Annotated in this window: 10 protein-coding genes; 6 read left to right on the top strand and 4 right to left on the bottom strand. The window is 70.1% G+C overall.

Features of this window, described 5'->3' with window-relative positions; translation table 11 throughout:
* The 4 genes from FCU40_RS20005 to FCU40_RS19990 form a co-directional block, all read left to right on the top strand.
* Positions 1-1,024 (top strand): TolC family protein (locus FCU40_RS20005; protein ID WP_168077324.1); only part of this gene is annotated, 1,024 nt, incomplete at its 5' end.
* Positions 1,021-2,535: an efflux RND transporter periplasmic adaptor subunit gene (locus tag FCU40_RS20000; protein WP_168077323.1), complete on the top strand. Its 1,515-nt coding sequence runs from the start codon at positions 1,021-1,023 to the stop codon at positions 2,533-2,535. The genes FCU40_RS20005 and FCU40_RS20000, both read left to right, overlap by 4 nt.
* Positions 2,532-5,678 carry an efflux RND transporter permease subunit gene (locus FCU40_RS19995; protein WP_168077322.1) on the top strand — a complete coding sequence of 1,049 codons (3,147 nt, stop codon included), beginning with the start codon at positions 2,532-2,534 and terminating at the stop codon, positions 5,676-5,678. Before FCU40_RS20000 ends, FCU40_RS19995 begins: the two co-directional genes overlap by 4 nt.
* A gap of 11 nt (positions 5,679-5,689) precedes the next feature.
* Positions 5,690-6,091 carry a copper-binding protein gene (locus FCU40_RS19990; RefSeq protein ID WP_168077321.1) on the top strand — a complete coding sequence of 134 codons (402 nt, stop codon included), beginning with the start codon at positions 5,690-5,692 and terminating at the stop codon, positions 6,089-6,091.
* A gap of 105 nt (positions 6,092-6,196) precedes the next feature.
* On the opposite strand, the gene FCU40_RS19985 is transcribed toward FCU40_RS19990, so the two are convergent.
* Positions 6,197-6,595, bottom strand: a complete 399-nt coding sequence (locus FCU40_RS19985) for a helix-turn-helix domain-containing protein (protein ID WP_168077320.1) — start codon at positions 6,593-6,595, stop codon at positions 6,197-6,199.
* Between the two features lie 77 nt (positions 6,596-6,672).
* Here FCU40_RS19985 and FCU40_RS19980 point away from each other — a divergent pair, with 77 nt between their 5' ends.
* Together FCU40_RS19980 and FCU40_RS19975 are read left to right on the top strand one after the other, a co-directional pair.
* Positions 6,673-7,086 carry an MFS transporter permease gene (locus FCU40_RS19980; RefSeq protein WP_241693663.1) on the top strand — a complete coding sequence of 138 codons (414 nt, stop codon included), beginning with the start codon at positions 6,673-6,675 and terminating at the stop codon, positions 7,084-7,086.
* Entirely contained in the window at positions 7,083-7,304 is a 222-nt protein-coding gene (locus FCU40_RS19975) for a GDCCVxC domain-containing (seleno)protein (RefSeq protein WP_168077325.1), read from the top strand. The genes FCU40_RS19980 and FCU40_RS19975 overlap by 4 nt, the downstream gene beginning before the upstream one ends.
* A gap of 10 nt (positions 7,305-7,314) precedes the next feature.
* Here FCU40_RS19975 and FCU40_RS19970 read toward each other — a convergent pair whose 3' ends face one another.
* From FCU40_RS19970 to FCU40_RS19960, 3 genes are all read right to left on the bottom strand, one after another.
* Positions 7,315-9,270 (bottom strand): cytochrome c/FTR1 family iron permease, encoded by a 1,956-nt coding sequence (locus tag FCU40_RS19970; RefSeq protein WP_168077318.1) that lies wholly within the window; start codon positions 9,268-9,270, stop codon positions 7,315-7,317.
* A 180-nt stretch (positions 9,271-9,450) separates the two neighbouring features.
* Positions 9,451-12,651, bottom strand: a complete 3,201-nt coding sequence (locus FCU40_RS19965; RefSeq protein WP_168077317.1) for a CusA/CzcA family heavy metal efflux RND transporter — start codon at positions 12,649-12,651, stop codon at positions 9,451-9,453.
* A 3-nt stretch (positions 12,652-12,654) separates the two neighbouring features.
* Positions 12,655-13,554 (bottom strand): efflux RND transporter periplasmic adaptor subunit (locus FCU40_RS19960; protein WP_168077316.1); only part of this gene is annotated, 900 nt, incomplete at its 5' end.

Raw genomic sequence — 13,554 nt, 5'->3', positions numbered from 1 at the left:
CAACTTCCCGGTCTCGGGTCCGCCGGCGGGGCGGTTTGGCGCCGACGACATGACCATGGGCCGGGTCGGCTTCAGCCAGGACATGCCCAGCGCCGCCAAGCGCCAGGCCCGGATCGGTCGGGCCGAGGCCGACATCGTCGCGGCCGGGGCCGAGGGCGCGGTCGAGGCCCGCCAGGTCCGGGTCGCCACCGCGCTCGCCTGGATCCAGCTGCTCTACGCCCAGCGCAAGCTAGCCGCCCTTGAGGGGGTGGTCGCCCAGCTTGCCCCGCTATGGAGCGCCGCGCCGTCCGGCGTCACCTCGGGACGTTCGCGGCCCGCCCAGGCGCTGGAAGCGGCGCAGATGCGCGCCGCCCTGGAGGACCGTCGCAGCGAAGCGGTCTCCGAACTGGGCCGCGCCCGCGCCATGCTGGCCCGCTGGACGGGCGACGCCGATCCGCAAGCGGTCGGCGAAGCGCCCGACCTCGATCTCGCCCCCGCCAATCTGAGGGCGGCGATCGATCGCAATCCCGCCGTGCTGGCGAAAGACGCCGCCGCCCGTCAGGCCCAGGCCGATGTCGCCCTGGCCAAGGCCGACAAGCGCCCCGACTGGAGCTGGGAGGTGGCCTATCAACGCCGCGACCCGATGTTCGGCGACATGGTCTCGGCGGGGGTCAGCATCAGCCTGCCGCTATGGGGCAAGAGCCGCCAGGACCCGATGATCGCGGCGCGCGCCGCCAGCGCCGGCCGCGCAGACGCCCAGCGTGAGGACACGCGCCGGGCGCTGGCCGCTCAGCTCGAAGCCGATCTGGCCGACCACGTCATGCACCACGAGCAATGGCTGCGGGCCCGCGACACGCTGCTGCCGCTGGCCAAGCAAAAGGCCCAGCTGGAGACCGCCGCCTATGGCGCCGGCACGGCCAGTCTGCCCGATGTGCTGACCGCGTTCTCCGGCCTGGCCGACGCCCAGCTCACCACCCTCGATCGCGAGGCCGCCGTTGCGCTCGACGCCGCCCGCCTGACCCTGACCTACGGAAACGACCAATGACCCCGTCCCCCTCGATGAAGGCGCTGCTCGCGGGCGCCGCCGCCCTGGTCGTCCTGGCTGGAGCCGGTGGCTACGGCCTGGCCCGCCTGACCGCCAAGCCGGCGATGTCGCGGCCCTCGGCCGACGACCGCAAGGTCCTCTACTGGTACGACCCGATGGTCCCGGCCCAGCACTTCGACAAGCCGGGCAAGTCGCCGTTCATGGACATGCAGCTGGTGCCCAAATACGCCGGCGAAGCCGAGACAGGCGGTTCGGCGGCGGGCGTGCGCATCGATCCGTCGGTCGCACAGAACCTGGGCTTCCGGCTGGCGACCGTGGAGGAAGGCGCGCTTTCCAGCGGCTTGACCGCCACCGGGATCGTCGACTTCAACCAACGCGACGTCGCCGTGGTCCAAGCCCGCAGCGGCGGGTTCGTGCAGCGGGTCTATGGCCGCGCGCCCGGCGACGTGATCGCCGCCGGCGCGCCGCTTGCCGATCTGCTGGTTCCCGAATGGGGCGGCGCGCAGGCCGAATACCTCGCCGTCCGGCGCACCGGCGACGCGGCCCTGACCGCCGCCGCCCGCCAACGCCTGCGCCTCTTGGGTATGCCCGACGGCGTCGTCGCCGGTCTCGACCGCGACGGTCGGCCACGCACGACGATCACCGTCACCGCGCCCTTGGGCGGGGTGATCTCCAAGCTCGACGTGCGGGCGGGCATGACCGTGGCCTTGGGCCAGACCCTGGCCGAGATCAACGGCCTCTCGAAGGTCTGGGTCACGGCCGCCGTGCCCGAGGCGCAAGCCGGCCAGTTGCGTCCTGGCCAGGGCGTCGGCGTCACCCTGGCGGCCTCTCCGGGCGAGACCCTGCGCGGGACGGTCCAGGCCGTGCTCCCGCAGGCCCAGGGCGATAGCCGCACCTTGCAGGCGCGGATCGAACTGGCCAACCGCGACGGCCGCCTCAAGCCCGGCATGTTCGCCACCATCGCCTTCGATGCAGCGGCCCGCACGGCTCTGCTGGTCCCGTCCGAGGCGGTGATCCGCACCGGGACCCGCAACGTGGTGATGCTGGCCGCCGATGGCGGTCGGTTCAAAGCCGTCGAGGTCCGAACAGGCCGCGAGGCTGGCGGCCGGACGGAGATCCTGGCCGGACTGTCTTCGGGCCAGCGGGTCATCGCCTCGGGCCAGTTCCTGATCGACTCCGAGGCCAGCTTGGCAGGCTTGCAGGTTCAGCCGCTTCCGGCCGCGGGTCTTTCGACCTCGCCGAGCGACATGACCATGGCCAAGCCCATGGTCCCGGCCAAGCCGGCCCTGGCCGAGACCACTGGCCGCGTCGAGCAGGTGACCCAGGACAGCGTCACCCTGTCCCACGGCCCCGTGCCCGCCATCGGCTGGCCGGCCATGACCATGACCTTCCGCGCCGATCCGATGTTGTTGAAGGGCCTGAAGGTCGGCGACCAGGTCCGCTTCGCCTTCGATCCGCCGCCGGCCGACCCGACCGTCCGGCGCATCGCCAAGATCGGCGGTGGCGCATGATCGCCGCCCTGATCCGCTGGTCGGTCAAGAGCCGCTTCTTCGTGCTGCTGGGCGCCCTGGCGCTGATCGTGGCCGGCGGCCTGGCCGTGCGGTCGACCTCGATCGACGCCTTGCCCGACCTCTCCGACACCCAGGTAATCATCCGCACCAGCTATCCGGGCCAAGCCCCGCAGCTGGTCGAGAACCAGGTCACCTATCCCTTGGCCACCACCATGCTGTCGGTGCCCGGCGCCAAGACCGTCCGCGGCTACTCGTTCTTCGGCGACAGCTTCGTCTACGTGATCTTCGACGACAAGACCGACCTCTACTGGGCCCGCTCGCGGGTCCTGGAATACCTCAACCAGGTCCAAGGCCGCCTGCCCGAAAGCGCCCGCCCGGCCCTGGGGCCCGACGCCACCGGGGTCGGCTGGGTCTATGAGTACGCCCTGGTCGACAAAACCGGCGGCCACGACCTCAGCCAGCTGCGGTCGATCCAGGACTGGTTCCTGCGTTATGAGCTCAAGACCCTGCCGGGCGTGGCCGAGGTCTCGGCGATCGGCGGCATGGTGCGTCAGTACCAGGTCGTGCTGGATCCGCTGAAGCTGGCCAGCTTCGGCGTCACCCACCAACAGGTCGTCGCCGCCTTGAAGGGCGCCAATGCCGAGGCCGGCGGCTCGGTGCTGGAGCTGGGCGAGGCCGAGTACATGGTCCGCGCCACTGGCTATCTGAAGACCCTCGAAGACTTCCAGGCTGTGCCGCTCAGGACGGCGGCCGGCGGTGTGCCCGTGCGCCTCGGCGACGTGGCCACGATCCAGGTCGGCCCGGAGATGCGGCGCGGCATCGCCGAACTCAACGGCCAGGGCGAGGTCGCCGGCGGGGTGGTGATCCTGCGCTCGGGCGAAAACGCCCGCACGACCATCGCGGCGGTGAAGGCCAAGCTGGCCGAGCTGAAGAAGAGCCTGCCGCCCGGCGTCGAGGTCGTCACGACCTATGACCGCTCGGGCCTGATCGACCGCGCGGTCCACAACCTGACCGGCAAGCTGCTGGAGGAGTTCCTGGTCGTCGCGCTGGTCTGCGCCCTGTTCCTGGGTCACCTGCGTTCGGCCCTCGTGGCGATCATCTCGCTGCCGCTGGGCGTGCTGGCCGCCTTCCTGGTCATGAAGAGCCAGGGCGTCGACGCCAACATCATGTCGCTGGGCGGCATCGCCATCGCCATCGGGGCTATGGTCGACGCGGCCGTGGTGATGATCGAGAACGCCCACAAGAAGCTGGAGCGCTGGGCCCACGAGCATCCGGGCGAGACCCTGGCCGGCGAGACCCGCTGGGCGGTGATCACCGAGGCGGCGGCCGAGGTCGGGCCGGCGCTGTTCTTCAGCCTCCTGATCATCACCCTGTCGTTCATCCCGGTCTTCACCCTTCAGGCCCAGGAAGGCCGGCTCTTCCGCCCCCTGGCCTTCACCAAGACCTACGCCATGGCGGCGGCGGCCATCCTGTCAGTGACCTTGATCCCGGTGCTGATGGGCTACCTGATCCGTGGGCGTATCCCCGACGAAGCGTCCAATCCGATCAACCGCGTCCTGACGGCGGCCTATCGTCCGCTCCTCGACAGGGTCATGCGCCGTCCCAAGACCACCCTGCTGGTCGCCCTGCTGGCCTTCGCAACTACGGCCTGGCCGCTGGCCCATCTCGGCGGCGAGTTCATGCCCAACATGGACGAGGGCGACCTGCTCTACATGCCCTCCGCTTTGCCAGGACTATCGGCCGCCAAGGCCGGGCAGCTCCTCCAGCAGACCGACCGGATGATCAAGACCGTGCCGGAGGTCGACAGCGTGTTCGGCAAGGCCGGCCGGGCCGAAAGCGCCACCGATCCGGCCCCGCTGGAGATGTTCGAGACGACGATCCGCTTCAAGCCGCGCGACCAGTGGCGGCCCGGCATGACGCCCGACAAGCTGGTGGCCGAACTCGACCAGCGCGTTCGCGTACCCGGCCTGACCAATGTCTGGGTCCCGCCGATCCGCAACCGCATCGACATGCTGGCCACCGGCATCAAGAGCCCGATCGGGGTCAAGGTCTCGGGGGCCAACCTGGCCGAACTCGACCGCATCGCCCGCGAGGTCGAGGGCGTGGCCAAGAGCGTGCCGGGCGTCAGCTCGGCCCTGGCCGAGCGCTTGACCGGCGGACGCTATGTCGATGTCCGCATCGACCGCGCCGCCGCCGCGCGGTTCGGGCTCAACATCGACGACGTCCAGTCCATCGTATCGGGCGCGATCGGCGGCGAGACCATCGGCCAGACGGTCGAGGGCCTGGCACGCTATCCGATCAGCGTCCGCTATCCGCGCGAGCTGCGGGGCAGCCTGGAAGGCCTGCGAGCCTTGCCGATCCTCACCCCGGGCGGCGCCCAGATCACCCTGGGCACGGTGGCGCAGGTCGAGATCGCCGACGGACCGCCGATGCTCAAGAGCGAGAACGGCCGGCCGACCACCTGGGTCTATGTCGACGTGCGCGGCCGCGACCTGGCCTCGGTCGTCGGCGATCTTCGCCAGGCCGTGAGCCAGAAGGTGCGGCTGTCGCCCGGCGTCAGCCTCTCCTATTCGGGGCAGTTCGAATATCTGCAGCGGGCCGCCGACCGGCTGAAGATCGTCGTGCCGGCCACCCTGCTGATCATCTTCGTCCTGCTCTACGTGATCTTCCGTCGCTTCGACGAGGCGGGACTGATCATGGCGACGCTGCCCTTCGCCCTGACCGGCGGGATCTGGACGCTCTATCTGGCCGGCTTCCACCAGTCGGTGGCAACGGGCGTCGGGTTCATCGCCCTGGCCGGGGTCTCGGCCGAGTTCGGGGTGGTGATGCTGATCTATCTCAAGCACGCCATGGAGGCCCTGGGCCCCGATCCCACAACAACCGAGATCGAAGCCGCCGTGCGCGAAGGCGCTCTGCTGCGGGTGCGGCCTAAGGCCATGACCGTGGCGGTGATCCTGGCGGGCCTCGCCCCGATCCTCTGGGGCCATGGCGCGGGCTCCGAGGTGATGAGCCGCATCGCCGCCCCGATGATCGGCGGCATGCTCACCGCGCCGCTGCTGTCGATGTTCGTGATCCCGGCCGGCTACCTGCTGCTGCGCCGCCGTCAGGTCCGAACCGTCCTTTCCACGTCCCCCTCAACCTAGGAGAACACCCAATGAAGACCCTGTCCCTGACGCTCGCCGCCCTGTTGGCGACGACCAGCCTGGCCGCCTGCGGCCGCAAGACCGAGGCGCCCGCCGCTCCGGCGGGGCCCGCCTCGGCCGCCGCGCCCGCGCCCGCCAACGCCAACGCCAACGCCAACGCCATGGCCGGCATGGACATGGCCCCGGCCGACAAGATGGCCAAGGGCGTTGGCGTGGTGAAGGCGATCGACAAGGCCGCCGGCACGATCACCCTCGACCACCAGGCCATCCCGGAAGCCGGCTGGCCGGCCATGACCATGGGCTTCAAGATCGCCCCGGCCCTGCTGGACGGCGTCGCGGTCGGCGACCACGTCGCCTTCGACCTGAAGCTCCACGACGGCGCGGGCGAGGTGACCGCGATCCACAGACAATAGTCGCCCCGCGGGTCGGCGCGGACCCAGATTCCGCGCCAACCCGACACGCCGCGAAACTCAAGACTTCGCCATCAGTCGGGCCGCACTTCAGCCCGCCATTTCGTCCTACGCGCTCAGGGTCTGGATCAGCGGGCAGCCTGGATCGCGCCCCATGTCGCAAGCCTTCACGGACGCGGCCAGGACCTGCTCCATCCGCTGAAGGTCGGCGATCCGCGACCGCACATCGTCCAGGTGCGCCGCGGCCAGGTCGCGAACCTCGGCGCACGCGGCCTGTCCGTCGGCGGCAAGGTTCAGAAGGGCGCGTACCTCATCCAATTTGAACCCCAGTTCCCTCGCCCTGCGCACGAAGCTCAATCGCCCCACGTCCTGGACGCCATAACTCCGATAGCGCCCCCGCCGCGGGGGCGCGGAAATCAGGCCGATCCGCTCGTAGTAACGGATCGTCTCGATGTTGCAGCCGGTTCGGCGGGAGAGTTCGCCGATCTGAATCGCGTGATGGGTCATGGCGCCCTCGATTAGAGCTTGAGTCTGTAGCGGCTACAGATGGCATTTGTGTCGGCATCGAACCAGGAGGTGACAGGATGACGGCGCAAGACGGCCTTGAAACGCCGCGCGGCGGGAGAAAAGACCGCCCGGCCCAAACGACTCTGACTTGGGCGGCGCTAGCCGCGGCGGCCGGTGCTGTGTTCGCCTGGGCCGCCTGTTGCATCCTGCCGATGTCCCTGGCGCTCGCGGGCTTGGGCCTGGGTGGTCTGGGCTGGATCGCGGGTCAGCGCGCCTGGTTGACGATCCTTGCGCTCGGCGTCGTTTGCGCCGGCTGGATCGTGACATGGCGTCGAACGCGGGCATGCCGGATCGACAGCGCCTGCGCCGTTCCGTCACGCCTTGGGATCAGCCTGCTGGCCGTAGCCACCGCCCTGGTGGCTGCCGCGCTGCTCTGGCAACCCATCATCGAGCCTTGGGCCCTGGCTCTGATCCGGAACGCGCGAGGATGAACAAGATGCGGATTGAACCGATCTCCACCCTGACCTGCCCGCAGTGCGGCCACCAGGCGACCGACACCATGCCCACGGACGCCTGCCAGTACTTCTACGACTGCCAAGGCTGCGGCGCCGTGCTCAAGCCCAAGCCAGGCGACTGCTGCGTCTACTGTTCCTACGGCGACGTTGCTTGCCCACCGATCCAGGCGGGAAGCAGCGCGTGCTGCGGATGATGTCGGCGCGCTAGGCGGTCTTCTCCGTATCGTCGCGACGACTGGTCTGGTTCCAGAAGAAGCCGCCGACAAGGATAGCGATGGTCACGGCCTGGGCGGCGATGCCTTCAACCGTTGGGAAGAAGCCGAGCAGTTCGACACGTGGCAGGGCCAGCGGATGCAGGTCGAGGAGACCGGCCTCTTGCAGGGCCGCCACGCCCTTGCCGGCCAGGACGACCGCCAGGATCGCCATCAACAACGCGCTGTACTCGAAGAACTTGCCGATCGGCAGGCGCTTGGAAAACCGCAGCATGGCCCAGGCGATGGCGGCCAGGACGACGACGGCGCAGCTGACCCCGGCCAGAACCGCCCCCGCCCCGCCCTGGGTCCACAGCGCGGTCAGGAAGAGGATGGTCTCGAACACCTCGCGATAGACGACGATGAAGGCCAGCAGGAACAGGAACCAGGCCGATTGCTTGGACAGGGCATGGGACAGTTTCTCGCGAATATAGACCTGCCAGGCGTCGGCCTGGGCCTTGCCGTGCATCCACAGGCCCACCGAGATCAGCACCGCCGCGGCGATCACCGAGCCGAAGCCCTCGGTCAGCTCGCGACTGGCCCCGCTGATCGAGATGAAGAAGGTCGCCGCCGCCCAGGTCAGGCCGCCGGCCGCCAGGGCCGCGATCCAGCCCCCGTGGACGTAAGGCAGGACGTCGGTGCGCTCGGCCTTGCGCAGGAAGGCGATCATGGCGACTACGATCAGCAAGGCCTCCAGGCCCTCGCGCAGCAGGATGGTGAAGGCGCCGAGGAAGTTGGACAGCTTCCTGGCCTTCTCCGGCGCCAGGGCGCGGCCGGCGGCGGCGAACAGGGCGTCGAGCCGTTCGATCTGGGCGCGGACCTCGCTGGCCGGCGCGGCCTTGCCGATCGCCCCGCGCACATCGCCCATCGCCCCTTCGATCCGCCGCATCAGGGCCGGATCACGCGCGCCCAGCGTCGGTTCGACGGGCTCGAAGCCGTCGAGATAGGCGGCCAGGGCCAGGTCGGCGGCGCCCTTGCGGTCGCCGGCCTCGTAGGCCTTGAGGCTGGCGGCCAGCTTCTGGCGCGCGACATCGAGCGAGCCCCCGCCGGTCCGGGTGACGACCTCGGGATGGCGGCGCAGATAGGCGGTCAGGGCCCGGGCCTTGGTCTCGCCCACGGCGGTCGCCAGGGCGGCCGGGGTGGTCTGGGTGAGGGTCTGCAGATCGGGGAAGCGCGCGCGCACCGCGGCGTCCTCGTTCCAGAGCTTTTCGCCGGCGGCGGCTTCGGCGTCGCTGAAGGCAAAGCGCCCGACATAAAAGGCCAGGTCCCAGCGGTCATCGGACGGCAGGTGGGCGTAGCTGGCCATGGCGGTGCCATCCAGGCCCTGCTGGATCACCTGATAGAGGCCAAAGACGCTACGCTGGCGGGCGCGCTCGGCATTGGCGAAGGCGATCGGCGGCGGATCCAGGCCCGCCGCGTTGGGCCCATCGGCCTTGCCGGTCGCGCCATGGCAGGCCGCGCAGTTTTCGGCATAGAGCGCCGCGCCGCGCGCCAGGTCCGGGGCGCGCTTGGGCGCCAGGGGCGTGGGATAGGCGGCCAGCAGATCATTGGCCAGGGCGTGGGCCTTGGCCGAGACCACGGCTGGTTCCTGCTTGGCGGCGATCGTGGCCTGCAGACTTTCGGCCTTGGCCAGCAGGTCCGGCTGGGCCTTGGTGGCGGGAAGGCCGGCGATGCGTTCGCGCACCTGGCCGGCGAACTCGTTCATCTCGGCATATTCGGGCGGGCTGATGACCTTGCCGTCCTTCACCGCCCCGGCGTAGTCGACCGACAGGTAGTCGAGCAATCGCCAGGCGGTCTGCGACGAGGAGGCCTCCTGGGCCGTCGCCACGGTCGTCCCGCCCGCCAGGACCAGGATCGCGATCGTCAGTCCGGCAAGGGTTCGGCCCACGGCGTTAAGAACAGTAGTCATTATCACTCCGGGGGCGTGGCGGTCGGCAGGCTGGAGACGGTTCGGGCGACAGGATGGGGAGCGCGGGGCCGGCAAAGCCGCCACGATGAAGCTTCATGCATCCTCTAGCCACTGGAGGATCAAGCGGAAAATTGCGCAAGCCGGGCTCCGGCGCGGAAAACCGCGCCGGAGCCCGCGCGATCAAGCCGCCGGGCGCGGCCTGAAGACCAGACGGCAGATGGCCGGAAGCACGAACAGGGTCAGCAGGGTCGCCGTCACCAGCCCGCCGATCACCACGGTGGCCAGCGGTCGCTGGACCTCCGCGCCGGTCTCGGTCGCCAGGGCCATAGGCAGGAAGCCCAGCGAGGCGACCAGGCCGGTCATCATCACCGGACGAAGCCGCTCCAGCGCGCCGTCGATGATGGCCGCGTCGATCACGACCCCGTCGTCGAGCCGCTGGCGAATGGCCGTCATCATCACCAGGCCGTTGAGCACCGCCACGCCTGACAGGGCGATGAAGCCCACGGCGGCCGAGATCGAGAACGGCATGCCGCGCGCGGCCAGGGCGAAGACCCCGCCGGCCAGGGCCAGGGGAATGGCCGAGAACACCGCCGCGGCCGGGGCCCAGCCGCCCAAGGCCAAGTACAGCAAGGCGAAGATCAGGGCGAAACACAGCGGCACGACGATGGCCAGGCGCGCCTGGGCGGCCTTGAGGTTCTCGAACTGCCCGCCCCACTCCACCCAGCTGCCCGGCGGCACGACGACCTCGGCGGCGACCTTGGCCTGGGCCTTGGCGACGAACGAGCCCAGATCGCTGCCCCGGACATTGGCGTGGACCACGATGCGCCGTTTGCCGTTCTCGCGGCTGACCTGGTTGAGGCCTTCGGAAAAGGCAAAGCGCGCCACCTCGCGCAGAGGCACGGACAGGCGCTGGGCGCCGGGCCGTTCAGGCAGCATCACCGGCAAGGCGCCGATGGCGTCCAGGTCGTGGCGGGTGGCGTCGGGCATGCGCACGACGATGTCGAAGCGTCGGTCGCCCTGGAACACCAGGCCCGAGCGACGACCGGCCATGGCCGTCGACAGGGTGTCGGTGACCTCTTCGACTGTCAGGCCAAGCTGGCCGACGGCCTGGCGGTCGATGGTGACGTCCAGGGTCGGAAAGCCCGAGGTCTGCTCGACCTTGACGTCGGCCGCGCCGGGCACGCTCTGCAGGACCGCCGCCACCTTGCGGGCGGTGGCCGACATCGCCTCCAGGTCGTCGCCATAGATCTTGACGGCGACATCGCCGCGCACCCCGGCGATCAGTTCGTTGAAGCGCATCTCGATCGGCTGGGTGATCTCGTAAGCATTGCCGGTCAGGCGCGAGAGCTTCTTCTCCATGCGCTCGACAAGTTCGGCCTTGGTCTCGCTCGGATCTGGCCAATCCTTGCGCGGCTTGAGGATCACGAAGCCGTCCGAGATGCCGGGCGGCATGGGATCGGCGGCGACCTCGGCGGTGCCGGTCTTGGAGAACACGAACGCCACTTCGGGGAAGGTGGCGATGGTGCGCTCGACGCGTTTTTGCATCGCCAGGGACTGCTCCAAGGAGGTCGAGGGGATGCGCAGCGACTGGACCAGGACGTCCTTCTCGTCGAGCTTGGGCGTGAACTCCCGGCCCAGGAACCCGAAGGTCGCCGCCGCCAGGGCGAAGAGCACGACGGCCGCGCCGATCACCGGCCAGGGCCGCGCGACGACTGACCGCAACAGCGGCTCGTAGCGGGTCTTGGTCCAGCGGATGGCCACGACCTCCTTTTCGGCGACGCGCCCGCGGATCAGCAGAGCGATCATGGCCGGCACGAAGGTCAGCGACAGCACGAAGGCCGCCGCCAGGGCCAGCATCACGGTGATGGCCATGGGCGTGAAGGTCTTGCCCTCCACGCCCGTGAAGGTCAGCAGCGGCGCGTAGACCAGCAGGATGATGGCCTGGCCATAGACGCTGGGCTTGATCATCTCGCGGGCCGCGTCGCGGGTTTCGGCCAGGCGCTCGGCCAGCGTCAGGATCCGCCCCTCGACCGCCTGGCGATGGGAGAGCCGTCGCAGGCTGTTTTCGACGATGATCACCGCCCCATCGACGATCAGGCCAAAGTCGAGCGCGCCCAGGCTCATCAGATTGCCTGACACCCCCAGCCGGTTCATGCCGATGGCGGTGACCAGCATCGACAGCGGGATGATCAGGGCCGCGATCAGGGCCGCCCGGAAGTTTCCGAGCAGCAGGAACAGCACCACCACGACCAGCAGCGCGCCCTCGGCCAGGTTCTTCTCGACCGTGCGGATGGCGGCGTTGACCAGGTTGGAGCGGTCATAGACGACCTTGACCTGGATGTCGGCCGGCAGGGCCGCGCCGATCTGGCCCAGGCGCTGGGCCGAGGCCTTGGCGACGGTGCGGCTGTTTTCGCCGATCCGCATCAGGGCCGTGCCGACCACCACCTCCTCACCGTTCTCGGAGGCCGCGCCCAGGCGCGGCATGCCGCCGACCCGGACCTTGGCGACGTCGCGGATGCGCACGCCCGTGGCCGCGCGGGTGGCGATCACCGCGTCCTGGATCTCGTCGATCCGCTTGAGCCGGGCGTCGGTGCGAACGAGATAGGCCTCGCCGCCGCGTTCCAGGAAGTTGGCCCCGACCGCGACATTGGCCTTTTCCAAGGCTTGGCCCAGGTCGGCGAACGACACGCCGTAGGCGATCATCCGGGCCGGATCGGGCTCGACGACATATTCCTTCTCGTAGCCGCCGATGGAGTCGATGCCGGCGACGCCGGCCACGGCCCGCATCTGCGGATCGACGATCCAATCCTGGACCTCGTGCAGATAGGCCGCCAGGCCTTGGGTGTCGGAGAGGCGTTCACCCGCCGGGGTCAGGTAGGACCCGTCGGTCTGCCAGCCGGGCGCGCCGTCCTTGCGGCCCGCGCCGCGCCCTTGGGGGTGCTTGAACTCCACGGTCCACATCAGGACCTCGCCCAAGCCCGACGAGATCGGTCCCATGCTGGGCTCGACCCCGGCCGGCAGGCTCTCGCGCGCGGCGGTCAGGCGTTCGGCGACCTGCTGGCGCAGGAAGTAGAGGTCGGTCTTCTCGGTGAAGACGATGGTGACCTGGCTAAAGCCGTTGCGGGAGATCGAGCGGGTGGTCTCCAGGCCGGGGATGCCGGCCATGGCGGTCTCGATCGGGAAGGTGACGAGCTTTTCGACCTCGGCGGGGGCCAGGGCCGGCGCCAGGGTGTTGATCTGCACCTGCTTGTTGGTGATGTCGGGCACCGCGTCGATCGGCAGCCGGACGAGGTTGACGGCGCCGATGATGGCGACCAGAAGCGTCAGGGCGAGGACCGCCCAGCGGAAGCGGACCGAAAGGTCGAGAACGCGGCTGATCATGGCTCAGTCCTCGTGCTCGGCTTCGCCCTTGGCGAGTTCGGCCTTCAGGACGAAGGCGCCTTCCCCGGCGATTTCCTCGCCGGGCTTGAGCCCTTCAAGCAGCTCGGCCTGACCGCCGCCGCGCGAGCCGACGACCACGGCGCGCGGCGCAAAGCCGGTCTTGGTCCGCACGAAGACGACCGGCTGGCCATCGACGGACTGGATCGCCGCCTCGGGGACGACAATCCGCCCGGCCACCGCGTCGCCCTTGCCGACGATGCGCACGCGCAGGCTCTGGCCCGGTTGTAGGCGCGCCGCGCCGCCGCCAAGCGTCAGCACGGCGGTGGCGGCCCGGCTCTCGGCGTCCAGACCAGGGGTGATCGCTCGGACCACGGCCGGCAGGGTCTCGCCGCTCGTCGTCTCCAGCTGCGCCCGGTCGCCCGGCGCGATGCGCGCGGCGTCCTGGCCGGGGATCGAGGCCTGGACTTCGAGTCGGCGCGGGTCGGCGATGCGGAAGAGCTCGGTCCCGGCCGTGACGAACGCGCCCAGGGTGGCCGGCGCGGCCGTGACCCGGCCGCTGATGGGGCTGGTGACGGCGATCTGGCGGCCATTTGCCGTGACGCCGGCGGCGCCGGCGGCGGAGGTGGCCCGGCGCAGCTCGGCCTCGGCGATGGACAGCTCGGCCTGGGCGGCCTCGTAGTCCTGGCGGGCGGTGATCTTGGCCTCGAACAGACGCTTCTCGCGGGCGAAGGCTTGGCGGGCGGCGGTGACCTTGGCGCTCGCGCTCGCGCGGTCGGCGGCGATCGTTCCGGCCTCGCGGCTTTCGATCAGCGCCAGGGTCTGGCCGGCCGCGACGGGCTCGCCGACCCGCTTGAACAGGCGCACGACCGCGCCGTCCGCGCGCGCCGCCAACAGCGCCTGGCC

Origin of the sequence: Caulobacter sp. SSI4214, assembly GCF_012184455.1 — a bacterium.
Classification (GTDB): Bacteria; Pseudomonadota; Alphaproteobacteria; order Caulobacterales; family Caulobacteraceae; genus Caulobacter; species Caulobacter vibrioides_E.
Note: the sequence above shows the minus strand (reverse complement) of the source record. Positions and strands in the feature narration are given on the sequence as shown.